General features: G+C 38.7%; 29 protein-coding genes. 17 read left to right on the forward strand and 12 right to left on the reverse strand.

Annotated features, from left to right (window positions below; translation table 11 throughout):
- Nucleotides 1–33 precede the first annotated feature (33 nt).
- The 9 genes from ABI125_01710 (at nt 34) to ABI125_01750 (ending at nt 8,910) form a co-directional block, all read left to right on the forward strand.
- Entirely contained in the window at nt 34–933 is a 900-nt protein-coding gene (locus ABI125_01710) for an AraC family transcriptional regulator (protein ID XCF06586.1), read from the forward strand.
- A gap of 14 nt (nt 934–947) precedes the next feature.
- A complete protein-coding gene (locus ABI125_01715) occupies nt 948–1,118 on the forward strand; it encodes a hypothetical protein (GenBank protein ID XCF06587.1) in 171 nt (56 codons plus the stop codon).
- A gap of 54 nt (nt 1,119–1,172) precedes the next feature.
- Nucleotides 1,173–1,877: a ThuA domain-containing protein gene (locus tag ABI125_01720; GenBank protein ID XCF06588.1), complete on the forward strand. Its 705-nt coding sequence runs from the start codon at nt 1,173–1,175 to the stop codon at nt 1,875–1,877.
- A gap of 79 nt (nt 1,878–1,956) precedes the next feature.
- A complete protein-coding gene (gene hemH, locus ABI125_01725) occupies nt 1,957–2,991 on the forward strand; it encodes a ferrochelatase (GenBank protein XCF06589.1) in 1,035 nt (344 codons plus the stop codon).
- Complete coding sequence (locus ABI125_01730) at nt 2,991–4,361, forward strand: MATE family efflux transporter (GenBank protein XCF06590.1); 1,371 nt, start codon at nt 2,991–2,993, stop codon at nt 4,359–4,361. The genes hemH and ABI125_01730 overlap by 1 nt, the downstream gene beginning before the upstream one ends.
- Nucleotides 4,362–4,363: 2 nt before the next feature.
- Nucleotides 4,364–4,912 (forward strand): CopD family protein, encoded by a 549-nt coding sequence (locus tag ABI125_01735; protein ID XCF06591.1) that lies wholly within the window; start codon nt 4,364–4,366, stop codon nt 4,910–4,912.
- A gap of 128 nt (nt 4,913–5,040) precedes the next feature.
- On the forward strand, nt 5,041–6,525 hold the full coding sequence (locus ABI125_01740; GenBank protein XCF06592.1) for an ATP-binding protein: 1,485 nt from the start codon (nt 5,041–5,043) through the stop codon (nt 6,523–6,525).
- A 118-nt stretch (nt 6,526–6,643) separates the two neighbouring features.
- A complete protein-coding gene (locus ABI125_01745; protein ID XCF06593.1) occupies nt 6,644–7,426 on the forward strand; it encodes an enoyl-CoA hydratase-related protein in 783 nt (260 codons plus the stop codon).
- 161 nt (nt 7,427–7,587) lie between these two features.
- Complete coding sequence (locus ABI125_01750; GenBank protein XCF06594.1) at nt 7,588–8,910, forward strand: hypothetical protein; 1,323 nt, start codon at nt 7,588–7,590, stop codon at nt 8,908–8,910.
- A gap of 57 nt (nt 8,911–8,967) precedes the next feature.
- Here ABI125_01750 and ABI125_01755 read toward each other — a convergent pair whose 3' ends face one another.
- The gene (locus ABI125_01755) at nt 8,968–9,402 is read right to left on the reverse strand and encodes a phage tail protein (GenBank protein XCF06595.1); all 435 of its coding nucleotides are present in this window, start codon (nt 9,400–9,402) and stop codon (nt 8,968–8,970) included.
- A gap of 250 nt (nt 9,403–9,652) precedes the next feature.
- Here ABI125_01755 and ABI125_01760 point away from each other — a divergent pair, with 250 nt between their 5' ends.
- Nucleotides 9,653–10,726: a PA0069 family radical SAM protein gene (locus tag ABI125_01760; GenBank protein XCF06596.1), complete on the forward strand. Its 1,074-nt coding sequence runs from the start codon at nt 9,653–9,655 to the stop codon at nt 10,724–10,726.
- A 51-nt stretch (nt 10,727–10,777) separates the two neighbouring features.
- Here the strand turns inward: ABI125_01760 and ABI125_01765 are convergent, their stop codons facing one another.
- From ABI125_01765 to ABI125_01775, 3 genes are all read right to left on the reverse strand, one after another.
- Nucleotides 10,778–11,386: a hypothetical protein gene (locus ABI125_01765; protein ID XCF06597.1), complete on the reverse strand. Its 609-nt coding sequence runs from the start codon at nt 11,384–11,386 to the stop codon at nt 10,778–10,780.
- A 590-nt stretch (nt 11,387–11,976) separates the two neighbouring features.
- On the reverse strand, nt 11,977–12,576 hold the full coding sequence (locus ABI125_01770) for a hypothetical protein (protein XCF06598.1): 600 nt from the start codon (nt 12,574–12,576) through the stop codon (nt 11,977–11,979).
- A 186-nt stretch (nt 12,577–12,762) separates the two neighbouring features.
- The gene (locus ABI125_01775; GenBank protein XCF06599.1) at nt 12,763–12,999 is read right to left on the reverse strand and encodes a hypothetical protein; all 237 of its coding nucleotides are present in this window, start codon (nt 12,997–12,999) and stop codon (nt 12,763–12,765) included.
- A 479-nt stretch (nt 13,000–13,478) separates the two neighbouring features.
- Between ABI125_01775 and ABI125_01780 the strand changes: the two genes are divergently transcribed.
- Complete coding sequence (locus tag ABI125_01780; GenBank protein XCF06600.1) at nt 13,479–14,357, forward strand: AraC family transcriptional regulator; 879 nt, start codon at nt 13,479–13,481, stop codon at nt 14,355–14,357.
- A 6-nt stretch (nt 14,358–14,363) separates the two neighbouring features.
- Here the strand turns inward: ABI125_01780 and ABI125_01785 are convergent, their stop codons facing one another.
- From ABI125_01785 to ABI125_01805, 5 genes are all read right to left on the reverse strand, one after another.
- Nucleotides 14,364–15,050: an HD domain-containing protein gene (locus ABI125_01785; GenBank protein ID XCF06601.1), complete on the reverse strand. Its 687-nt coding sequence runs from the start codon at nt 15,048–15,050 to the stop codon at nt 14,364–14,366.
- 60 nt (nt 15,051–15,110) lie between these two features.
- Nucleotides 15,111–16,112 (reverse strand): acyl-ACP desaturase, encoded by a 1,002-nt coding sequence (locus tag ABI125_01790; GenBank protein ID XCF06602.1) that lies wholly within the window; start codon nt 16,110–16,112, stop codon nt 15,111–15,113.
- 11 nt (nt 16,113–16,123) lie between these two features.
- Entirely contained in the window at nt 16,124–16,861 is a 738-nt protein-coding gene (locus tag ABI125_01795; protein XCF06603.1) for a lysophospholipid acyltransferase family protein, read from the reverse strand.
- Between the two features lie 25 nt (nt 16,862–16,886).
- A complete protein-coding gene (locus ABI125_01800) occupies nt 16,887–17,282 on the reverse strand; it encodes a hypothetical protein (protein ID XCF06604.1) in 396 nt (131 codons plus the stop codon).
- A 185-nt stretch (nt 17,283–17,467) separates the two neighbouring features.
- A complete protein-coding gene (locus tag ABI125_01805) occupies nt 17,468–17,878 on the reverse strand; it encodes a BrxA/BrxB family bacilliredoxin (GenBank protein XCF06605.1) in 411 nt (136 codons plus the stop codon).
- 240 nt (nt 17,879–18,118) lie between these two features.
- Here ABI125_01805 and ABI125_01810 point away from each other — a divergent pair, with 240 nt between their 5' ends.
- Nucleotides 18,119–18,895: a TerB family tellurite resistance protein gene (locus tag ABI125_01810; protein XCF06606.1), complete on the forward strand. Its 777-nt coding sequence runs from the start codon at nt 18,119–18,121 to the stop codon at nt 18,893–18,895.
- On the opposite strand, the gene ABI125_01815 is transcribed toward ABI125_01810, so the two are convergent.
- Nucleotides 18,892–19,071, reverse strand: coding sequence for a hypothetical protein (locus tag ABI125_01815; GenBank protein ID XCF06607.1), 180 nt, complete (start codon nt 19,069–19,071; stop codon nt 18,892–18,894). The two genes, ABI125_01810 and ABI125_01815, sit on opposite strands and share 4 nt — an antisense overlap.
- A 216-nt stretch (nt 19,072–19,287) precedes the next feature.
- Here ABI125_01815 and ABI125_01820 point away from each other — a divergent pair, with 216 nt between their 5' ends.
- Entirely contained in the window at nt 19,288–19,740 is a 453-nt protein-coding gene (locus tag ABI125_01820) for a DUF1569 domain-containing protein (protein XCF06608.1), read from the forward strand.
- 55 nt (nt 19,741–19,795) lie between these two features.
- On the opposite strand, the gene ABI125_01825 is transcribed toward ABI125_01820, so the two are convergent.
- Together ABI125_01825 and ABI125_01830 are read right to left on the reverse strand one after the other, a co-directional pair.
- Nucleotides 19,796–20,035 (reverse strand): hypothetical protein, encoded by a 240-nt coding sequence (locus ABI125_01825; GenBank protein ID XCF06609.1) that lies wholly within the window; start codon nt 20,033–20,035, stop codon nt 19,796–19,798.
- Nucleotides 20,036–20,090: 55 nt separating this feature from the next.
- A complete protein-coding gene (locus tag ABI125_01830; protein XCF06610.1) occupies nt 20,091–21,113 on the reverse strand; it encodes an LD-carboxypeptidase in 1,023 nt (340 codons plus the stop codon).
- A 113-nt stretch (nt 21,114–21,226) separates the two neighbouring features.
- Here ABI125_01830 and metG point away from each other — a divergent pair, with 113 nt between their 5' ends.
- The 4 genes from metG to ABI125_01850 all read left to right on the forward strand — a co-directional run bounded on the left by metG (nt 21,227) and on the right by ABI125_01850 (nt 25,106).
- Nucleotides 21,227–23,293, forward strand: coding sequence for a methionine--tRNA ligase (gene metG / locus ABI125_01835; protein XCF06611.1), 2,067 nt, complete (start codon nt 21,227–21,229; stop codon nt 23,291–23,293).
- Nucleotides 23,294–23,342: 49 nt separating this feature from the next.
- A complete protein-coding gene (locus ABI125_01840) occupies nt 23,343–24,185 on the forward strand; it encodes a helix-turn-helix domain-containing protein (protein XCF06612.1) in 843 nt (280 codons plus the stop codon).
- Nucleotides 24,186–24,276: 91 nt separating this feature from the next.
- Nucleotides 24,277–24,444, forward strand: a complete 168-nt coding sequence (locus ABI125_01845; GenBank protein ID XCF06613.1) for a hypothetical protein — start codon at nt 24,277–24,279, stop codon at nt 24,442–24,444.
- Between the two features lie 113 nt (nt 24,445–24,557).
- Nucleotides 24,558–25,106: a carboxymuconolactone decarboxylase family protein gene (locus tag ABI125_01850; protein XCF06614.1), complete on the forward strand. Its 549-nt coding sequence runs from the start codon at nt 24,558–24,560 to the stop codon at nt 25,104–25,106.
- Nucleotides 25,107–25,147 lie beyond the last annotated feature (41 nt).

Raw genomic sequence — 25,147 nt, forward strand, 5'->3', positions numbered from 1 at the left:
GTTTAGTTTAGAATCAGTCTAAATAAAACAACTATGAATAAAGAAATCAAACCAGGAAAAAGTATCGCCAAAAGTTCTTTTGAAGAAACCAGAATAGAAGATGGCTTTATGGTTTTGGCGTTTAAGAACGAGGCGAGTGAAGTGCAAAACCTTGCAAAAGAAATAGATAGCGATTATATACAATTTCATTTCTGTGTGAAGGGTTCTGGACAGTTCGTTTTCAATGAAGGGCGTTACCGATTGAATATTCTCGAAGAAAACTCGTTGCTGCTGTACAATCCGCAGCGCGATTTGCCTATCGATTTAGAGATTAATCCGCATTCATGGATGGTTTCCATTTTGATTTCTATTAAAAAATTCCATGGGTTGTTTTCGCAAGAGGCTGATTATATCACGTTTTTAAGTGAAGACAACCGTCACAAAAAATATTATAAAGATGGGGTTATTTCACCATCCATGGCTATTGTGCTCAATCAGATTATCAACTATAACCTTAATACATCCATAAAACCGTTGTATTTTAAGGGCAAGGCCTACGAGTTGCTGAGCCTGTATTTTAACAGGAGCGAAGATGCCGATGTCGAGCAGTGCCCGTTTTTGGTGGATGAAACCAACGTGATAAAAATAAGAAAGGCGAAAGATATTATCGTTTCACGCATGGCCGAGCCGCCAAGTTTGCAAGAGTTGGCCGATGAAATTGGCCTGAGCCTTAAAAAACTGAAAGAAGGCTTTAAACAGATTTATGGCGATTCAGTTTTTAGTTTTTTATTCGACTATAAAATGGAAGTGGCACGAAAACTATTGGAGTCGGGCGAAAATAATGTGAACGAAGTAGGGCATAAGGTGGGTTACAGTACATCCAGCCATTTTATTTCGGCCTTTAAAAAGAAATACGGCACCACGCCAAAAAAATATATCATGTCTTTAAATTAGAACATTTTATGCTTATGAAATATTTAAGTCCAGAAATAGAAGCTTTATCCAAGCAATATGGAGACCAAAATACCAAGTCGTTGGCGCGTACCAATGTGTCTTGTGGTATATTTCAAGATTGCGATTATAATGAAGATCGGCCAAAGCTCTATCATCAGCAAAAAGCGCTTAGTAAAAGCAAATAATCAATTTCAATAATCCAACGATAGAATAATATTTTGAAACATGCATTCAAATCAATGAAAACCATTTTATTTTTGCTTTTAAGCGTAATGGTTTTGTCGTGTAAAGCGCCCGAGAGTGTTTTGGTGTTTTCAAAAACAGAAGGGTTCAGACACAAATCGATTGAGACAGGGGTGGAGGTCATTCGGCAATTAGGAAAAGAAAATAAATTTAAGGTTACGCATACCGAAGATTCGAATGTGTTTTCAAATGAAGGTTTAAAAGATTTCGATGCCATTGTTTTTTTGAGTACCACGGGTAATGTGTTTAGCGCCGCTCAGGAGCAGGCTTTCAAAACCTATATAAATAACGGCGGAAGCTTTATGGGTGTGCATTCTGCTACTAATACAGAATACAATTGGCCTTGGTATGGTAAGCTGGTGGGAGCTTATTTTCTAGACCACCCCAAGCATTGTGAAGCCCACGTTCATGTTGAGGATGCTGCACATCAGTCTACAAAACATTTAAAAAGTCCGTGGGTGCTTTATGACGAGTGGTACAATTACAGAGATATGAGCCCCGATTTAAAAGTGCTGTTAACAGTAGATGAGTCGAGTTACGTAGGCGGTAAGCATGGCGATTATCATCCCATTGCTTGGTATGGGGAGTATGATGGCGGGCGCATGTTTTACACGGGATTGGGCCATACTATTGAAATATATTCCAATCCGGAATTTAAACAGCATGTATTGGGTGGTATTTTTTATTGCTTAAAGAGATAGATAAAATACAGGCCTTTGAGGTTTTGCTTCTGCCGAGTATAGTCAAAGTAAAAACCTGAAAGATCTAAAAAAATAGAATATGGAAAAAGGAATTTTACTGGTCAATTTGGGGTCGCCCGATAGCCCTACGCCCAAAGATGTTAAAAAATATTTGGGCGAATTTTTAATGGACGAAAGGGTAATTGATATTCCGCTCGTGGCGCGCACGGCTTTGGTTAAAGGCATTATTTTAAAAACCCGCCCCAAGCAATCGGCAGCGGCATACCAAAAAATTTGGTGGGAGGAAGGGTCGCCACTTATCGTTATTTCAGAAAGGCTCCAAAATAAAATACAAAAACAGGTAGAGGTACCTGTGGCTTTGGCCATGCGCTATGGTAGCATGACCATTAAAAATGGGCTTCAGGAATTGGTCGATAAAGGTGTGGAAGAGGTTCTGTTGTTTCCATTATACCCACAGTTTGCGATGGCAACCACTGAAACCATTACGGTTTTGGCCGAGGAGCTTCGTCAAAAGCATTTTCCGCAGTTAAAAATAGAATCGGTGCCGGCATTCTACAATAAGCCCGATTATATTGAGGTGCTGTCGGATTCCATAAAACGTCATTTGGAAGGCAAGAAGTACGAGCATTTACTGTTTTCATACCATGGTGTTCCCGAACGGCACATCAGAAAAAGTGACGTGACCAAATCGCATTGTAAAATCGACGGCAGTTGCTGCGTAACACCAAGCAAGGCACACGAATTTTGTTATCGCCACCAATGTTTGGAAGTAACTCGCTTGGTGGCCGAAAGGCTTCAGTTGGAGGAAGGGACATACTCCACCTCATTCCAGTCGCGTTTAGGCTTTGATCCATGGTTGCTGCCCTATACCGACCGAACCATTGAGCGATTGGGAAAACAAGGCGTGAAAAATATGGCTATTGTAACTCCGGCATTTGTGAGCGATTGTTTGGAAACTTTGGAAGAGATCGCTATGGAAGGTCAGGAAATTTTCCATGAAGTGGGCGGAAAGGCATACACCACCGTGCCCTGTTTAAATGACGATAAAGCCTTTGTGGATTTACTCTCTAAGTGGATTAACGAATGGGCTACAACCGATATTGAGGTGGGTTAATGGCAAAAATTTCGTCACAAGATTTAGGAACAGAGCCTATAGGCAAATTACTAATAAAACAAGCGGTTCCGGCGTCTATTGGTATTTTGGTGATGTCGCTTAATATCTTGGTCGATACTATTTTTGTGGGTAACTGGATTGGTGCTGTGGCCATTGCGGCTATTAACGTCGTGCTCCCCGTGTCGTTTTTTATTGCGGCCTTGGGTATGAGTATTGGTGTGGGCGGGTCGTCCATAATATCTCGGGCACTTGGTGCTGAAAATAAAGGAAAAGCACTCAAAACCTTCGGAAACCAAATAACGCTCACTTTATTGTTGACTGTAACGATGGTTATTGTGGGGTTGTGGTTTGTTGAAGGCATTATTCCGGCTTTTGGTGGTAAAGGGGCTATTTTAGAGCCTGCAAAAATCTATTACACCATAGTGCTCTACGGCGTACCGTTTCTGGCGTTAAGCATGATGGGGAACACCGTAATTCGTGCGGAAGGCAAACCCAAATTTGCCATGTATGCTATGGTAATTCCGTCGGTGTCAAACTTGCTGCTCGATTACCTTTTTATAAATGTTTTTGATTGGGGCATGCACGGTGCTGCATGGGCTACAACGGGCTCGTATTTGTTATGTTTTGCGTTTATTTTTTGGTTCTTTCTGTCTAAACATTCCGAATTAAAAATCAATTTTTCGCATTTTGGGCTGGACAGACCTATCGTAAAGGAAATAAGTTCGTTGGGTTTTGTAACCTTGGCAAGACAAGCCGTGGTGAGTATCACTTATCTGTTTATGAATAATATTCTGTTCAATTTGGGCGGAGAGACCTCGGTAACGGCCTATGCTATTGTAGGACGCATGCTTATGTTTGCGTTGTTTCCGGTTTATGGCATCACCCAAGGGTTTTTGCCCATTGCGGGTTTCAATTATGGTGCTTTGAAATACAACCGGGTAAGGCAAACTATAAATACCGCGATTAAATATGCCGCTGGATTGGCTACGATAATATTTATCTTGCTTATGGTTTTTCCTGAAGCCATTACCAAACTGTTTACCGATGACGCCGAAGTGATTAAAGAAACGCCGCCAGCAATGCGTTGGGTGTTTGCCGCAACGCCCATTATTGCTTGGCAACTTATCGGAGCGGCTTATTTTCAGGCCATTGGAAAGGCCAAACAAGCCTTGTTGCTTACCTTGTGCCGGCAAGGATTTTTCTTTATCCCACTCATTTTAATATTACCTTTGTTTTATGGAGAACTTGGTGTGTGGGTGTCTTTCCCTGTTTCCGATGTTTTGGCCACTATAGTTACCGGTTACTTTTTAAATCGCGAAATTATCAAGAATTTAAAGCCTAAAAATAACGCTTCAGCAATAAACCAATAGTTATGGAATATTACGCTTACATCAAATCCTTCCATCTCATTTTTGTAATCACCTGGTTTGCCGGTTTGTTTTACATTCCGCGTTTATTTGTTTATCAAATTGAAGCCTTCCATAAACCTTCCCCCGAAAAGGAAATATTGGGGAAGCAGCTAAAATTAATGGCCAAACGGTTGTGGTATATCATAACTTGGCCATCAGCCATTTTAGCGACTGTTTTTGCTATTTGGTTACTCATTTTACAGCCGTATTGGCTGCAGCAAGGTTGGATGCACGTAAAGTTGGCTTTTGTGGTTCTGCTCATTGTTTACCATTTAAAAACCCATCAATATTTTAAACAATTGCAAAACGATGTGGTTAAAAAATCTTCCAGTTTTATGCGCATCTGGAACGAAGGAGCAACCTTTATCCTGTTTGCTGTGGTATTTCTGGTGGTGTTGAAAAGTGCTATTAACTGGGTTTGGGGCATTGTGGGCATCTTCGTTTTGTGTATTCTTATTATGCTCGGTTTTAAAATTTATAAAAACATTCGGGAAAAAAATCCGGAGGCTTAAAACCAATCTGAAATCACAAAAACCAAATTCTAAAGCGATAATAATTGGGGTTTGGAATTTTACTATTTTGAGATTTAATACAAGCTGTTTGGTTCGATTATTGCTATATTTAGGCTTTATTGTTCCGAATGAAACTAAAAAAACTCTCCTTACGAACCCGTATTTTCCTGGCCATGATTTTGTTGGTTATTTTGGCATCGGTGCTTATCGCTGCGGTGGCCATATATCAATACAGGGAGCAAAGTAAAGATTACCACGAAGGCCGTTTGGAGCGGAAAGAAGGTAGTGTACAGGCGCATATAAAACGGGTTATTAACGGCAGGCAAAATACTTGGGAGGTAAAAACCGAAAATATTCCGTTTATTTTTAAAGAAGAAATCTACAATATTGCCGACATTCATAAATTGCAGATTAACATTTACGATTTGGAAGGTGGATTGCTGATTACTTCAAAAGCAGGGTTGCAAACCAGTGCCGCCGACAAATGCATTAGTGCCAATATTTTAAATGCCATAAACAATACGGTGGAGTTCAATAGCGAAATAGAAGTCGCCAGGCACCGTTACGTCGATAAGCATGAGGAAAACGGCGAGATTTTCCAATCGTCGTACACCTTTATTTTAGATCAAAAATCGAAACCGTTGGCCATTTTAAATATTCCGTATTTAGAAAAAGACGATTTTCTCGATAAAGAACTCGAAGAGTTTTTAACTCGTTTGGGGTATGCCTTTGCACTGGTATTGCTTATGGCTATTGCCATTGCCTTTTTACTTTCAAAGTACATTACCAAATCGCTTAAAACCATTAGCGACAAAATCAACACCACGAGGTTGGAAAAAAGGAACGAAAAAATTGAGGTGAACGATACCAGTGAAGAAATTACCACTTTGGTGAACTCGTACAACAGTATGATTGATGAGTTGGAAGAAAGTGCTGTGCAGCTGGCGCGTAGTGAGCGCGAACAGGCTTGGCGCGAAATGGCCAAACAAGTGGCGCACGAAATTAAAAATCCGTTGACGCCCATGAGGCTAACGGTGCAAAATTTCCAACGGAAGTTTAATCCCGAAGATGAAAATATCCATCAAAAAGTAGATGAATACAGCAAAACCCTAATCCAGCAAATCGATACCATGAGCGCTATTGCTTCGGCATTTTCAAACTTTGCCAAAATGCCGGCGCAGCAAAACGAAACGCTAAACGTGGTAAAAATTGTTAAATTAGCGTTAGATATTTTTAATGAAGATCATATAGTTTTCAATGCCAGTACCGATGAGGTTATCGCCAAGCTCGATAGGTCGCAACTCATTCGCGTGGTAACCAATTTGGTTAAGAATGCCATTCAGGCCATTCCAGACCATAAAACAGGAAAAATAGAAGTGAAGGTGTTTGAGGAAGGTAGCCAGGCCGTTATTACCGTAAGCGACAACGGTATGGGGGTTTCCGAAGAAAATATTGACAAGGTTTTCGAGCCTAAGTTTACCACTAAATCCAGCGGAATGGGGCTAGGGTTGGCTATGGTGAAAAACATTGTGGAAACCTATAACGGAAGTATCTCATTCGAGACTGAAAAAGGACAAGGTACCACGTTTACGGTCACCTTTCCAAAGGCATAAATAAACGTTGCAGTCTTCATCCTAAATTTGGCTGTGCTGAATTTGCACTTCGACTGCGGTCGGCGTGACAGTCATAATGACGGCGAATTTTCATTTAAATTTTATAAAAAACAAAACCATGAGTTACAATAACATTTTAGTTGAAGAAAAAAATAGTATTGCTACAATAACCATAAACCGACCTAAAAAACTTAACGCTTTAAATCGGGATACCATTCAAGAGTTGCACGAGGCGTTTAAGACGGCCGATAGCAACAAAACCGTCAAAGTAATTGTTGTAACCGGTAGTGGCGAAAAAGCCTTTGTGGCGGGAGCAGACATCAGTGAATTTGCTGATTACAGTGTCGCTGAGGGGACAAAATTGGCGGCTAACGGACAAAATATACTTTTCGATTTTGTAGAAAACCTGTCTAAACCCGTTATAGCAGCGGTAAACGGTTTTGCTTTAGGTGGCGGTTTAGAATTGGCCATGGCCTGCCACTTTCGGGTGGCTAGCGATAATGCCAAATTAGGCTTGCCCGAAGTGAGTTTGGGACTAATTCCGGGGTATGGTGGTACGCAGCGCTTGCCGCAACTTATTGGCAAAGGCCGTGCTATGGAAATGATCATGACTGCCGGGATGATTGATGCCCAACAAGCCTTAACATTTGGTTTGGTAAACCACGTCACCTCGCAGGAGGAGCTGTTGCCACTTTGCGAAAAAATAGCGGGTAAAATTTTAAATAACTCTTCGGTGGCGATTGCATCGGCCATTAAAGCCGTTAATGCCAATTATAAAGATGGTGTAAATGGTTTTGAGCTGGAAATCGAGCAATTTGGAAACAGCTTTGGAACGGCTGATTTTACCGAAGGCACCACCGCTTTTTTAGAAAAACGAAAAGCTGATTTCCCGGGCGAGTAGCGGGGTAAATGGTTTCGTTCAACGGGCTTGTTTAGTGTAGTTAATTGATTTTTTATGTAGTTGAATGCGTTGCAATAATAAGGGTGCAGATACTACAGGATAGATGAAAAAATTCTTTCAGTGATATTTGTTTTACTAGTGTAAATCAAATATATACCTATATGAAATTATTCAGACTTACTATTTTACTTTTAATAAGTCAATTGCTTTTTAATTGTCAAAAAAATACGGATATCGATGAGACTCCTGAAGTTGAAATACCGCAGGAAGAAGAGTTAGAAGAGCCAGAAGAAACACCAGAATCGCCGGAGACTTTTGATATCATATCTGAATCTGATCCAAGAATTACAACGCATCATTTAAAATCTGGTTCGTCAGGTTTTCAAATTGGAATTACCTCAAATGGTGGAGGCGTGATAAACGAGGTAATCATTCCTGGTTTAGGCGATATTATGGGGGTGTCGTCAGATATGTATGGTAGAGCAGGTCAGGTGGCGATTAGAGATGCTTCTCATGGCGGTCGGTACAATCCAACTCAAGCGGGGTTTTATGAAACTTTAGGTTCAAAATGTGCCATTACACAAACATCAGAAAACAAAAAATTAATTGTAGAGCCAAGGCCCATGGCGCTTTGGCATGGTGATGGGCAATATGATTTTACGCGTTGGGAAAATATTGGAGAAGACCCGTATAGAAATGACGGAGGAAACTCTGATGAAGATGGGCTTGAAGAAGAAGGCTTAGAAGGCAAACAACTGGATGAGGTTAAAAGCGAATTTGATTATTATGGAACTTATGAAGATATTTCTGGTCAACATGGAATTTCTATAGGTATCATAAAACATTATTACCAAATTTCATTCATTCGTCCTCCAGGACATTGTATCAAGCAACATCGTTCGGGCACAAAATTATGGAATGAAAAAGCAGTGCAGTCAGACCTTTCCGTAAAGGCTCCAAGTGGTGTGCATCCGGGTTCCGACAAGGATATGAATGTAATGACAGGTGTTTGGTCGCTTAGGCACGACCGAAGTTTGTGGGCTACAAGCTATCTGTATTACAGGAAAACGAATGGAGAGTGGGCTATTACCGATAAAGAGAGTGTTGGTAGCGGTTTTCCGGAAGCAGATAATACCGTTTTTATCCTTTCCGATTCTAATGTAGAAACCCAAGGAAATGCCTTAGGGCTGTATCAGCCTAAAACAGATGTTAATAAGAATGTGATAATCGGCGTTAACGAATTAGATAAAAGTATAGCGTATAAGGATTTTAGGGGTAATCTTGTTAAATTGAATTATGATCTTAAAAGGATACCGACTATGAGCAAATATGGGTTTTCAAATAGAATTAGAGGGATGATTAATAGAACGCAATTAGACGATAATATTTACGAAGCCTATAGAAATGAAATTTATATAATGTATGGAACTCCAAAAGAAATAAAAGAAGCTGTAGCTCTTTTGGATTTGAGTTTAAATATTTAAGTCAAGCTTTTAAAAACCATAAAAACACCCTTAAAAAGGGTGTTTTTATATTGTTGTTTATGCTCCGTTTTCAACTGTCATACCTTCATGCATAACCTCGAGCATTTCCATAGCGGGTTCGTTACTGTTAGCGTTTAAGTCGGTCCATTCCATTTTAACCGGAAAAGCATTTTTTAGTTTCCAAGTTACCACTGGCTCGTGGTTTTCATTCAGCAACGAAATGGTTAAATCACGGCGTTCAACGGTGTTTCCTTTTACCGATTTAAGCCAGTCGTAATATTCGTTGTCGCCCGGCATAATGCCTCTTTTTAAAACAATGGTATTGGTTTTTTGTTTTCCGGGCATTACAATGGGGGCATTGGCTCTAAACGTTCCTTCGCTGTAACTAATGGGTTGCAGGTTAATGGAAAGACCCGAAATTTCACTGGCGCCAATACGTTTACCGCCCCATTCTATTGAAAAGTGGTTGGCGCATAATGGGTAAGAATTCATAATATGTAGTTTTTTAAGAAGTTTGATTAATCGCTTAAGCACAGAATGGATATTGTGGTTTTAAATAATTGGTTGTCACTAAATTAGACTAAAATTTTCACAAAATCAAAATTTTTTAGGTACTTTCTTTCGGAGGTAGTGCATGGCAGATTTGTTAATAACCCATTTTCCTTTTAACAATTTTGCATGCCGATATTGTGTAATTTTAAAGAGCTACACAACGGGCAAAAAACCTTAATTTTACTACAACATGGACCCCAAACCTTTTATAAAAGGTCGCGGTGCGCAACGCAATGTGCACAATCGGTTTTTCGAACTGAGCCACGAAATGCGCGACGATTTTTTGGAATTCTGCCAAAAGGAAGGAGAGGTGGCCGATAACAACAAAACGCTGTATCTGGAAACCTTCCCGAAAACCATTGTCAATAAAGTGGAGAGCCCCGATGTGGGGATGATGTATTCCATGAACGCTTATCAAGGTTGCGAACACGGTTGTATTTATTGTTACGCCCGAAACTCACACGAATATTGGGGTTACAGTGCGGGGTTGGATTTTGAGCGTCGTATTTTAGTAAAAAAAGATGCGCCCAAACTATTGGAAACCCAGCTAAAAAAGAAAAGTTGGAAGGCCCACCCCATAGTAATGTCGGGCAATACTGATTGCTATCAACCGGCCGAAAAACAGTTTGAAATTACCCGAAAATGCTTGGAGGTATTTTTAAAGTACAAACACCCTGTGGGCATTATTACCAAAAACGCTTTGATTTTACGCGATTTAGATTTGTTAAAAGCCTTGGCGGCAGATAATTTGATTGGCGTTAATGTTTCGATAACTTCATTGAGCGAAGATACCCGGCGTATTTTAGAACCGAGAACGGCCACTATAAAACGCCGATTGGAAACCGTAAAAGTATTGAGTGATAATGGCATTCCGGTAAATGTGATGTTAGCGCCCATCATCCCGAGTGTTAACAGTCATGAAATATTGCCTTTGGCAAAAGCGGCTGCCGATCATGGGGCGGTATCTATTGGACACACCATTGTTCGGTTAAACGGTGCGATTGGCGAAATTTTTACCGATTGGATAAAAACAGCCATGCCCGACCGTGCCGATAAGGTGCTGCACCAAATTGAAAGTTGCCATGACGGTAGTTTAAACGATTCGCGTTATGGCACACGCATGCGTGGCGAAGGCAAAATAGCCGAGCAAATCAACACTTTGGTTAAATTGGCCAGACATAAATACTTTAAGAACAAAGGTATGCCCAGACTGAATATTGATTTACATGAGCAATTTAAGGATGGGCAGCTAAAATTATTCTAAAAAAAAGCGGGCCAAACGGCCCGCTCTTCAAGTTAATTTGAGTTAGTAAAATTAACCTTTAATAGTTTCGGTAAATACTCTACCTTCAGTTTTGAATACTATTTTATAATCTACTTTGTTCAACCCGCTTAATCTGTACATGCGTTCAATGTTTTCGGTATCCTTAAAAGTTTCAGAATGGATAAGCTCGTAGCTTCCATTGCTTTCAGAATATACTTCAACATCCATCGGCGCTTTGTTAAGGGTTAATCTGGTAATGTAAACCAAATTGCCTTTTACTCTAGTTACAGGCTTGAAAAGTGTTTTTTCAAGTTCTTTTTTAAACGATACTTCACTTGCTTTAACGGTAAACGGCATGGTGGAGATTTCTACTTCTTTATCCAATTCAAAAAGGTATTCTCCGTCAGGAAGCGATGTTAAATCGAATCCTTTAGTGTATACGCCCGTTTTTTGAATGGATTCTTTATATAGCACATTGCCATTTCCATCTTTGATAGACAGAAGGTTACCTGCTTTTGCGTCAACAAAAGTAACCGTGGTTCTTCCAGCGTCATTTTTAATGTTTGTAAATGAAGCTTTTTCATTGGCGAAACTTAACAAGGCAGTCATCATGATTGCCATTAAGATTCCTTTTTTGGTGTTTTTGATTACGTTTTTCATAATTTGAGGTTTTAACGTTCAACACCCCAAAGGTACAATGGAAGAGTGGTGTTTAAAACATTGAAATTGATGTATTTATGTGTTATTTTATCCGTTATTTTTACATCAACTTTATGTTAAATTAATATAGAATATTTAAGGGTTAATTGAGTGTATTTTGCTTTAGGAAACCATAGTTGGCATTTAAAATGATATAGAATTTTTAAATGCGTTAGGAAGTAAAACATGAATCGGTATAAAAACTTTGAGCGTTATTTTTTATGACTGAATGGTTGCTCAGTTTTGTTTTTTTAGGAAAAAAGGTAACTCGCAGATTGTTTTCAAAATAGGTCTATGCTCTCTTGTGTATTTCGAAAAAACCGTCAATTCGAGTGGATTTTTCGATTGTTGAAATGAGAAAAATTTGTATCGAGAATTACAGTTTTGGAATTCAGAAAATCAAAAAAACCGACCAGATAAGTCAGATTAAAAAAGGTAATGCTTTCTGAAAAGGAAAGTTGATGAGGGAAAAAACAGGAAAGTTTATAAAAGAAAAAGCGGGCCACCACAGCCCGCTTTACCAACTAAACTAAACTAAATAAGACATTAAACTAATTATTAATGAATTTCGTGTAAGTCCTGTTATCAGAACTGATTTCTATTTTGTAATCTTTATCTTTTTCAAGTTTGTATGCTTTTTCTATACTTTTTGTGTCTTTAACCACTTCAGAAAAGATTAAAGTGAGCTCACTATTGTAATCGACATAGATTTTAACCTTTAAAGGCTCAAATTTTGGAGCAAGCTTGGTTATTAGTACAGAGCTGTCTTTGTGCGTAATATAAGGTTTAAATACCGAGCTTTCCTTTTCTTTGTGAAAAATGGTTTTGTTCGATTTTACCGTAAACGGAATCGTTTTAATTTCAAGGAATTTGTTTACTTCAAAGAAGTAGTCGCCATCCGGAAGGGCAGAAAGGTCGAATCCTTTTCTGTAAACCCCGGCGGTATTGATTTGTTCTTTGTAAAGAATCAGTCCGTTGTAATCTTTAATAGTTAATAAATCACCGCTTTTTACATTATTAAGTATTAAAGCCGTTTTTTTAATATCATCTTTAAAAGTTAATTCTTCTTTAACGTTTGCGAAACTTGCCAAGGCAGCCATCATGGTTACCATCAAGATTCCTTTTTTTGTGTTTCTGATTACGCTTTTCATAATTGCATGTATTTAATAACGTTCAACACTGCAAATATATGGGCGATTTATGATGTGGAAAACGCTTAAATTGACGTATTTATATGTTATATTATCTGTTATTTAAATGTTAAATTAATGTTAGGGTAAAATAGTATATATTAAAGTTAACTAAGTATATTTGGGAGATAAATAGAAAGACAACACTTACAAAACGTTGATGATTTCAGTAAAATGATCCCTAATCTCTTTGTGGAAGCCATGAGCTGTTAAACTACGGTGTTCCTCTTCTTTTGGAGTGTCCTTCTTCTCTTCAAAGTATAAATGAAGAACTTCTTTGTTGCTATCGTGTTTTACAATATCAAAATGTGAAACTAATAGTTCGGGAAGTAATAACTTAAGTAGGTCTAAAGATAAATGCAAGGTCTTGTCTTTTTTCTGCAAAAATATCATTCCTTATCAAATCCGCACACAACTTTTGAGATTGATCCGTAGTTGAAATTTGAATTGACAAAATCGAGCAAAAAAAAAGCGGGCCACCACAGCCCGCTTTACCAACTAAACTAAACTAAATAAGACATTAAACTAATTATTAATGAATTTCGTTATACTCTTTTTAAAGAGTTATATTTTTTTATTATGAAAATTAACTTTTGTTTGTTGAATGATTCATAAACCTTTAAGAGTATAAACGCAAAATCCTTGAGGGACGTTTAAAATGACTTAGGTTTTTCATATCATTCTACACTGCAAAGTTAGGGTAGAAGTACAGTTAGGAAAACATCAATTTTGACTTATTTCTATGCTATTTTAACTGTTAAATGAATGTTAATTTACTGTTATGTTAAAATAACATATATTTGAGATAATTAAATATACAGTGTAAGCATAATATGTAGTAAATTTGCATAAAGTCCCAGATTATGATTAATAAGAAGCCCACATTAAAAAAGATAAGCCCCAGTTTTGGTAGTTCTTTGTTCGTTAAACAGCACGTTGAATCTGTGGATCGTAACAGTGCGTATTGGCATTTTCACCCAGAGTTAGAGTTAATTTATATTAATAAAGGACAAGGAAAAACACATATTGGTAACCACCTGTCTTATTTTAACAACAGTCAATTAATTTTAATAGGCTCTAACTTGCCGCATAATGGATTTACCGATCGATTAACGGCAACCGGAACAGAAACCACCATTCAATTTAAATCAAACTTTTTAGGTGATGATTTCCTAAGCGTGCCTGAAATGGCCAATATTGTGGCTTTATTCGAAAGAGCGAAAAAGGGAATTAGGTTCAAGGTAGAAACCAAAAAGAAAATCGGGCCTAAAATAGAAAAGCTTTTAGAGCACGACGGACTAAAACGTGTATTGAAGTTTTTGGAAATATTAAATTATTTATCAAAAACCGACGATTATACTTTGCTAAATGCCGATGGATTTGCGTTTGAAGCTGAAGCCCAGGATAGTTCTAAAATTGATGTGATATTCAAATACGTTAACAAGAATTTCCAAAACCACATTTCGTTGGATGAAATTGCAGATGAGGTGAGTATGACGGTACCTGCGTTTTGTCGTTATTTTAAAAAGTCTACCGGAAAAACCTTTACCCAATTGGTGAACGAATACCGAGTGGTGCACGCCACGAAGCTACTTAACGAAAGCCAAATGAGTATTGCCGATATTTGCTACGAATGCGGATTCAATAACTTTTCGCATTTCAACAAACAGTTCAATGAAATTACTGGGAAAAGTGCTTCGAATTACCGTAAGGAAATCAAGTTGATGATTCAGACCAAATAAATGGGGTTACGAAGGCGATTTAAAAGATTGTTGTAAATACGAAACACCGTTCCATTCCCTGTAAAACTGGTCTAAAAATTCCAGCATGTAGTTGTGCCTTTGGTACGCGATATCTCTGCCCGTTTGCGTGTTCATCCGGTCTTTTAAAAGCAACAGTTTTTCATAAAAATGATTGATGCTGGGCGCGTCTGAGCTTTTGTATTCTTCCTTGCTCATATTCAAATTGGGTTGAATGTCGGGGTTGTAAAGTACCCGATTTTTAAAACCACCATAATTAAAGCAGCGCGCAATACCAATAGCGCCAATGGCATCGAGGCGGTCGGCATCTTGAATCACATCCAATTCTGCAGAACGGAACTTTTGCGCTTCATTGCCGCCTTTAAACGATATGTTTTCTATAATGCTAACCACATGCTCGATAACCGAAGGTTCAACGTTTAAACCCTCCAAAAAATTACGAGCTACTTTTGGGCCAACAGATTCGTCTCCATTATGGAATTTGCTATCGGCAATATCATGAAGTAAAGCACCCAACGAAACCACAAAGGGATCCACCTTTTCGTTTTTAGAAATGAGTAAAGCGTTATTGAAAACCCTTTGGGTGTGGAACCAATCGTGGCCGCCCTCTGCATTGGCCAGGGTGTCTTTTACAAAAGCTTTGGTTTTGTTGATGATATCGTTTTGGTTGTTCATGCTATAAAAATAAAAATTCCTTTCAGTTAAGAAAGGAATTGATTTATGTTAGTGTTCTGTTTACTTATTTACCGCAGGCTCTACCCATTTAAACTGGAATGAGTTTTCTGGAATTTTCATGCGATCCGCCAAGCGATACATTCTCGATGGAAGTTTCATTAAATAATCGCGAGCTTTTTCGGCCTCGTCGTTAAGTCCGGTAATCTTGTCGATTTCCCAGCGGTCTATCAATTTTTGAAGAATATCTACATAGTCGGTAGATGTATAAACCCCAATACGTTGGGCTGTATTCGAAAACTCTTCGAAAGCTGTACCTATTTTACCTCCCGATTCTCTTAAAAAGTGAGCCGGCATGGTAATTTTTTGTTTCATCATGTAATGGAAAGCCATCATCATTTGGCTAGGGTCTACCTTAAAAATACGCTCCACAAAATCGGAGTAGGCGTGGTGGTGGCGCATTTCGTCACCAGATATTATTTGGCACATTTTAGCCAAGCGCTTATTACCTTTTTTACGGGCTATTTTCGCTACGCGATTGTGCGAAACATAAGTGGCCAATTCCTGGAAACTGGTATAAACAAAGTTTTTGTACGGGTCGCGGTCGGTGCCAATATCAAACCCATCGGCTATTAGGTGCTGTGTGGTTCTTTCAATTTCTTTCATGTTTACCCTTCCCGATAAATACAAGTATTTGTTGAGCACATCGCCATGGCGGTTTTCTTCGGCCGTCCATTGTTTTACCCATTTAGACCATCCGTTGCCGCCACCATCAACTTGGTTAACGCCTTCAACGTCCATCAACCACGATTCGTAAGTTGGTAGGGCTTCTTCGGTAATCATATCGCCCACTAAAACTACCCAAAAATCATAGGGCAGCTCTTTGGCTAATTCCCGTATTTCTCTAACTTGTTCGAAAAAAGTTTCGTCCGTACCTTCAGAGTCTGGTAAAAAATCGGTAGGCTGCCAAATGGTATCAACGGGAATTAAATACTTTTCCATTAAAGCATCAACGTCTTTTTCCAAAAACTGCATCACTTCTAACCTCTTATTCTTTAAAGACATTTGTACTTGTTTTAAAATTTTATGTGTTCTGTTATTGAAGATTCAACTTCTTTAATTAAATCTTGCTTATTTACAAAGTTAGCCAATTCTAGGGGTTTATGCACGGTAAATTTCAAGTGATTGCCCAAGCCTAGGGGGAATTTGCCATATCGGAACATTTTCCACGAATTATTGATGGTAACAGGTACTACAACGGCTGAAGGGATTTTCTTGAATAGAATATCAAGTCCGCGTGTTTGGAAAGGTTTAGGTTTGCCTGTTTTACTACGTGTGCCTTCGGGGAAAATAACTGCCGAACGTTTGTTTTTTTCAATATACTCGCCAAACTTCATTAAAGCGGGTAATGATTGCCGCGGATTTTTTCGGTCGATAAGAGCGGCCCCACCATGTCTTAAATTATACGAAACACTGGGGATGCCCTTGCCCAATTCTATTTTACTGATAAATTTAGGGTGGTGTTTCCGCATATACCATGTAATGGGATAAATGTCGTGGAAACTTTGGTGGTTGGCAACAATAATTAAAGGTTTGTCGGTTGGGAGCTTGTATTCGTTTTCAAAAGAAAAACGAGTGCCTAAAATATTAGCACAGCGCATTAAACACCATTGCAGGGCATCAACACTTTTTTTATGGGCTTGGTAGCCAAACAGATTAAAGCAAACCCATTGTATGGGATGAAAAATAACCAGTGTTAACAGGAAAAACACCAGATATACAATTGAGAGGGGGTATGACAATAGTTTTTGCATGCCCCAAAAATAAATAAACTAGCAATTAGTACACAGCAACACAGGTGTTATTTTCGCAATTTACACTTGTGGGTTGGGGAGCAAGGGCACAATCGGACACAATACCCCATTTAGCATTGAATTCAGCTTCCTTTTGATTGTAGTCTGCTACCATTTGTTCCAGTTTTTCGGTGTCGATGGAAGTAGAAAACACCAAGTAGCTCCATGGGCCGCCGCACGGCTTGCTTCCAAAACCAATAAATTGGCAATCGGTATTGGTGTTGCATTCCGATTGGTGGGCGAAACTTTCAATTTCAGATTTTAATGTACTCAATTCGGTTTGCTCTTCTTCCATAGTTGATGAATCGTTTTCATCACATTGAAATGCCATCAAGCTGAAACAAATTAATATAAGCAGTGGTGTGAAAAAGGTTTTTTTCATTGGGTGTAATTTTTATTTGTTAGATGCCGTTAAGTGAGAAAGGTTGCGTTAAGGCATAAAAAAAACCACGAAAATCGTGGTTTGAATATTGTCGTCATTCGGAACGCTTGCATGGGAATCTTTTTCTAAATTTTTGAGTATCTAAGAAAAGATTGCCGCAGTCATGCTTCCTTCGCAATGACCTATTAGCAATGCTCGTTATAGGCATCAACTAAATTTTCGGCTATCAATTCTGCTGGACGGCCTTCAATGTGGTGACGCTCCAACATGTGCACCAATTCGCCATCTTTAAACAAAGCCATGCTTGGTGAGCTTGGTGGAAACGGAATCATTTGGGCACGAGCGGCATCAACGGCTTCTCTATCTACACCGGCAAAAACGGTTACGATATGGTCTGGTTTTTTGGCGTTCTGTAAACTTATTTTGGCGCCTGGGCGGGCATTGGCAGCGGCACAGCCACAAACCGAGTTCACCACCACAAGTGTAGTTCCCTTTTTGGCTAAAGCGGCATCAACGGCTTCGGCGGTATGTAATTCTTCAAAACCAACGCTGGTTAAATCTTCGCGCATCGGTTTTACTAATTCTGCTGGATACATATTCTTAAATTTTATTATTTAACGTTTTTCTAAACTTTTTTTGTCCCGTCCCGATAAATATCGGGAGCAATCGGGATGCAAAGATACCAATTGTGTAACAAATTGTTAAGGCAATCAACAAACAAATATTATATTTACGCTTGTTTTTAATTCATTAAATAGCAAAGCGTAAACCTTATTTTTCCGTCTTTATATTGAAAGATGGTGTTAGGTTTGACGTTAAACAAAATATATACTTACATGAGTTTTTCAAAATGGATTGGAGGTGCCTTGGGTTGGTCGTTTGGTGGCCCCATAGGTGCTATTATCGGGCTGGCTATAGGTAGTTTAATCGATTCGGTTGCCAATGGCAGCGGTGAACCTTTAATTGGGCAGGGAAGGGCAGAACGTGCTGGTGGCACTACATACCGTACACAGCCTCGGCAACGTCCTCAAACCCAATCGGGTGATTTTGAGGTTAGTCTGCTTATTCTGGCCTCGGTAATTATTAAGGCTGATGGTAGCCAAGATAAACGCGAATTGGATTTTGTACGCCAGCAGTTTCTAAATATGTACGGAAAGGAACGTGCCAACCATGCGTTTAAACTCTTTAAAAATATTAGCAAGCAGAACGTTTCTGTACGGCCGGTGTGTTTACAGATTAGGCAAATGATGGACCACGCCTCGCGCTTGCAGCTCATCCATTTTTTATTCGGAATTGCCAAAGCCGATGGCATGGTTACCGAATCTGAAGAACGGCAAATCTACACTATGGCTGGTTATTTGGGTATCAATGCCAAAGATTATGAAAGCATAAAAGCCATGTTTTATAACAGTAGCGACAATGCCTATAAAATTTTGGAAATTAATAAAAGTGCCTCGGTTGATGATATAAAGAAGGCCTACCGAAAAATGGCCAAAAAATACCATCCCGATAAAGTGGTGCATTTAGGTAAGGAGCACCAAGAAGGGGCTGAAGAAAAATTCAGGCAGGTTCAGGCCGCTTATGAACAATTGCAGAAGGAGCACGGGTTTTAAGATTCGAAAAATAATCCAGAAAAGGCCACTGCTAAAATCAAAATTATTAGAAATACAATAACGATTAATGCAGTTTTTTTGGTAATGCCGTCTTTTTGGAAAATGTAATTTCTTTTTTCGTCTTCCGATTCTTTTACAAATTCAAAATTTCCTTTTTCTTTTTTTGTCTTATCCATAATCTAAAGTTTTATGGTAAACTTAATAGAAGCGGCTAGACTAGGTTGGTTTAAATGCGTTTCATTTTAACCCAAATAAAAATTTATCACCTATTTTATTTTGTGTTAAAAGGTGTTGGTGAAGCTGGTTTAATAGGTTGGTTTACAGTCTGGATAGTGGGTTTGTAGAAATTCTTTACTAAATTGCAGAAGCCTAACCCGTTCAATATTAGACTTGTGAAAAATATCTTCGATTTAAAGGAAACTAATGCTGTTATAAATAGAATTAACAAACTAAAGCCCGACACCCAGCCGCTGTGGGGTAAAATGAGTGTTGACCAAATGTTGGCGCACTGCAATGTAACTTACGAAATGGCTTATGAAGACAAGCACCCAAAACCCAACGGTTTTACCAAATTTATGCTAAAGTTGTTCGTGAAAAATACTGTGGTAGGAGATAAACCATATAAAAAAAATAGCAGAACAGCACCACAATTTTTGGTGACAGATACGAAAAACTACGTGCAGGAAAAAGCCCGTTTGACTGATTATTTGGTAAAAACCCAAAAGTTGGGCGCTGATTATTTTGATGGAAAAGAGTCACACTCGTTTGGAAAACTGACCAAAACCGAATGGAACAATATGTTTTATAAACATTTGGACCATCATTTAAGCCAATTTGGAGTATAAAAAAACCAACTAAACGAAAACGAATAGTTGGTTTTTGCTTTTGGATAAACCGTTTTTATTTGGTTTTGTAAATTTTGGTGTTGTTGCCTTTATCGAAAACCATTACAAGTTCTTTTTGGTCATTCAGGTAAACCGATTTCAGTTCCCAACCTTCATTTTTTGAAGCGTCAAGCAAACATTTGCGAACATCAGGATTGTAAAGATTTAAATTAGAGTTGACGATAACGTCGTCGGCTTTCATGTCAATTGTAAATAAAAGCCCAAAGGCGAGTGATAATAGCTGTAATTTTTTCATTTGGAGACTATTTTTAAGTGTCATTAATTAATCAATCACAAGTGTAATGCAGATTTTAATGATTCTTAAAAATAATAGACGACTGTTCAATATTTACGGTTAAATTTATGGTTCTGCCCAAGATCAATGCCCTGTTGTCCTTTTCGTGCCCAGCAGGCATGCCGAATGCGATTGGGAAGTTATAGTCTGTCAAAGCGTCCAAAATAAGTTGTTCGATAGAGGTGCCCCAAAGCGTGGTGTTTTTTCGTAGTTTGGTCATGTCGCCAATTATCACGCCGTTGCAGTTGTCAAAATACCCAGCACGTTTTAGGCTTTGCAGCATCCGGTCGATGTGGTATTTGTATTCGCCAATTTCTTCAATAAACAATATTTTTCCAGAAGTATCAATGCTGGTTTTAGAACCCAACATGGTATGCAGCATGGTAAGATTGCCGCCAACCAATTGTCCTGTAGCAGTGCCGCTTCGGTTGTATTTTGAACCTTTTAAAGTATAGTTTAAAGGCTCTCCAAAAAGTGTGTTTTTGAATGTGGAAATACTGGCATCAATTTCCGAAAGGTCTTTGGTTAAACTTACGCACATTAAAGCATGCAGGCTTTCAACGCCTTCGTTATGGATTTGGTTGTGAATGGCCGTAATGTCGGAATATCCAATAATCCATTTGGGCTGTTTTTTAAATTTTGAAAAGTCTAGTTTATCTAAAATCCTTACCGCGCCGTAACCCCCGCGTGCGCACCAAATAGCTTTAATTTTTGGGTCGTCCAAAACTTGTTGGAAATCTTCGCAACGTTCATCGTCGGTGCCAGCAAAATGGTTAGCCTGATTAAAAATATGTTGTCCAACTATCGAGTGTAGTCCCCAACTTTTTAAAAGGGCTTGGGCTTGCTGTACTTCACCAACTCTGTTCTTTAAAATGCCCGAAGGCGCTACAATGGCCACGGTGTCGCCTGCTTTAATGTATGGTGGTTGTTTCAAAGTGTATTGTGGTTTTTCAGTAGCTGTATTTTGTGCGGAACAGGGGTTTATTCCGAAGAAAAAAAAGGCACAAAATAGGCTGGTTATCAGTAGTCTTTTCGTCATGATGTAAATGTACATTTTTTTTCTTAATCCCTTTTAAAATGTGTACTTTTGCGCCGTTAAAAACGTATTGTCATTCCGCTATCGCCATGACAATGTAATACCATTTTGAATTGATGAACAAACCAAAACGATATACCGTAACCACAGCATTGCCATACACCAACGGCCCCATTCATATTGGCCATTTAGCGGGTGTTTACGTGCCTGCCGATATTTATGTGCGCTATTTACGATTAACGGGTAACGATGTGGCCTTTATTGGCGGAAGCGACGAGCACGGCGTGCCTATCACTATCAAAGCGAAAAACGAAGGTGTGTCGCCACAGGATGTGGTGGATAAATACCACGCCATTATTAAAAAATCGTTTGAGGATTTTGGGATAACATACGATAACTATTCGCGTACTTCGGCACCAATTCATCATGAAACGGCTTCAGAATTCTTCAAAACGCTTTACGATAAAGGTGAATTTATTGAAGAAACCACCGAGCAATTGTACGACGAAAAAGCCAATCAATTTTTGGCCGACCGTTTTGTAACGGGAACTTGCCCCAAGTGTGGCAATGAAGAAGCCTACGGTGATCAGTGCGAAAGCTGCGGCACCAGTTTAAATGCCACCGATTTAATCAATCCTAAATCGGCATTAACAGGTAACGTGCCTACTTTAAAGCAAACCAAACACTGGTTTTTGCCTTTGGATAAATACGAGAATTTTTTAAAGGAATGGATTTTAAAAGGCCACAAAAAGGATTGGAAACCCAATGTTTACGGACAAGTAAAATCTTGGATTGACGACGGATTGCGCCCACGGGCCGTAACCCGCGATTTAGATTGGGGTATCCCTGTGCCGGTTGAAGGTGGTGAGGGCAAAGTGCTGTACGTTTGGTTCGATGCACCCATAGGTTATATCTCATCAACCAAAGAATGGGCCGAGCGCGAGGGTAAAGATTGGGAGCCGTACTGGAAAGATAAAGACACCAAATTGGTGCATTTTATCGGGAAAGACAATATTGTGTTCCACTGTATTATTTTCCCGGCCATGCTCAAAGCCGAAGGCAGTTACATTATGCCAGACAATGTGCCGGCCAACGAGTTTTTAAATTTGGAAGGAAACAAATTGTCTACTTCAAAAAACTGGGCGGTTTGGTTGCCCGAGTATATAAAGGAATTTCCCGGTCAGCAAGATGTGTTGCGTTATGTGTTGACCGCCAATGCACCAGAAACCAAGGATAACGATTTCACTTGGAAGGATTTCCAAGCTAGAAACAATAACGAATTGGTGGCTATTTTTGGAAATTTCATTAACCGTGTAGTGGTGCTTACCAATAAATATTATGGCGGTATTGTTCCAGAGCCTTCAGAACTCTCAAAAGTGGATGAGGAAACTTTGGCCGCTGTAAAAGCATACCCCGATGTGATTGCCAGTTCCATTGAGCGCTACCGATTTAGGGAAGCGGGTCAGGAATTAATGAACTTGGCGCGTTTGGGGAATAAATATTTAGCTGATGAAGAGCCTTGGAAAGTCATAAAAACGGATGAAGCCCGTACAAAAACCATTATGTACGTAGCACTTCAAATCGCTTCGGCGTTGGCCACGTTAAGCGAGCCGTTTTTGCCGTTCACTTCAGAAAAACTTAAAAATATACTTAATGTCACGTCGAGCGGAGTCGAGACGTCTTGGAACACCGTCAGTACGGCAGAAGTACTCCTTCCCGCGGGTCACCAAATCAATAAAGCCGAATTGTTGTTTTCCAAAATAGAAGACGAAACCATCCAAAAGCAATTGGATAAATTGGAAGCCAGTAAAAAAGCGAACGAAGCAGCAAACAAAGCGGTTGAACCACAAAAAGATACCATCACTTTTGAAGATTTTACAAAACTGGATATTCGTGTGGGCACTATTTTAGAAGCCGAAAAAATGCCAAAAGCTAAAAAGCTATTGGTGTTAAAGGTCGATACAGGTATTGATGTGCGCACCATTGTTTCGGGCATTGCCGAAAGCTTCACACCCGAAGAAGTGGTCGGCAAACAAGTCACTGTGTTAGTGAATTTAGCTCCGAGAAAATTACGCAGTGTAGAAAGCGAAGGCATGATATTAATGACCGAAAGCGCCGATGGAAAATTGGTTTTTGTTAATCCGAGTGATGCCAAAGTGCCTAATGGTTTACAGGTGAGTTAAGATTAAAGTAATTATGTAATGTTTGAGCAAGACATGAGACTTAAAGTCTATGCAAAAAATATTCACAGAGTTTTCTACCAATGCCATTTTAAAAATCGGGGACGAAGCACTGCTTGAGTCTCATGAAACGGCCAAACAGCCAAGCTTATATACGTTTATAAGGAGTACCGATAATCCTCTTGAAATAATTGTAGATAGTATACCCTATTCTATTCAACCAAATAGTGTTTTGGCACTAACAACGGTTCAATATTTCAAGTTGATCTCGGGAAGTGGACTTTTGGTTTACCAATTTAACAGGGAGTTTTATTGCATAAAAGACCATGATCATGAAGTGAGTTGTGCCGGTTTGTTGTTTTTTGGCAATGTGCACATTCCGATTATTCAATTAGAAAACAAAGAGCAAAATAAACTAAATACATTACACGATGTTTTCTTGGAAGAATTAAACACTAAAGATACTATCCAGGCAGAGATGTTGAGAATGCTTATGGCAAGATTCATAATTATAGTCACGCGTCTCTTAAAAGCTGATCAAGATGTTTTGCATGTATCAAAAAACACCAAGATGGATTTATTGCGCGATTTTAATTTACTCGTAGAAGAGAACTATAGAACAGCACATAATGTTTCCTTCTACGCAGAAAGACTATTTAAGTCTCCTAAAACCTTATCAAATACTTTTGCGAAATTAAACACCAGTCCGTTACAAATTATTCACGAGCGCATTATTTTAGAAGCAAAACGTTTGCTGGTTTATACAGATAAAACAGCAAAGGAAATTGCTTATGAAATTGGCTTTGATGATGCCTCTCATTTAAGCCGATTATTTAAAAAGTATACGGCGCTATCACCTTCAGATTTTAAAAAACAGCTAAGAAAAGTCAATTAGGGAAAAATTGACAATACAATGGGTAATCTCTACATTTTATAGCCTTTTCGTTTCATGCATCTTTGTACTGTAAAACAAAAACAACAAAGTCATGAATTTAAAACATACATCTATTTTCAATTTAATTGAAATCTTCAGAGGAAAAGCTACAAGTATTGTTAATACCATTTCGCCAAAAACACATTGCGAGCAGAAACACATTCACGATTTCTATTGTGATGCTGAGATGCCTTACGTGGAAACCAATAAAATGCTTTAAAGCTCAGAAAAGGAAAAATTGACAATTTTAAGGGAAAAGGTTGCATGTTTTAAAGTTTAAATAAGCTGCAACTTTGTACTATCGTTTAATAACAATAATTAAATCTAAAAATAATGAATACGTTTAATGTACCAACAAGAGAAGAAGTTAGCGAAAACGATCAGACTATTTTCGATAATTTAAACAAAGCATTAGGCTTTGTGCCAAATTTATATGCGACATACGCGCACAGCGATACTGCTTTGCAAAACTACTTGAACTTTGCTAACGTAAAAACATCACTATCGGCAAAAGAAAAAGAGGTTGTAAACCTAGCCGTAAGTGAAGTGAACAAATGTATTTACTGTTTATCAGCACATACCGCTATTGCAAAAATGAACGGATTTACCGACGATCAAATTTTAGAGATACGAGCAGGTAAAGCAACTTTTAATAATAAGTTAGATGCTCTAGCAAGGTTAGCTAAAAATATCACAGAAAAAAGAGGGGCCACAGATGCTAAAGTTCTAGAACAATTCTTTAACGCAGGATACAGTAAAGGAGGCTTGGTAGATGTTATTTCATTAGTAGGAGAGAAAACAATTTCAAATTACTTACACAGTACAACACAAGTGCCTGTCGATTTTCCTATGGCACAACCATTAGAAGCTGTAACAGCATAAAATTCAAAAAATAATCAATAACCAGAGCGAAAGCTCACAAT

It is taken from the genome of Tamlana crocina (assembly GCA_040429635.1).
Classification (GTDB): domain Bacteria; phylum Bacteroidota; class Bacteroidia; order Flavobacteriales; family Flavobacteriaceae; genus Flavisericum; species Flavisericum crocinum.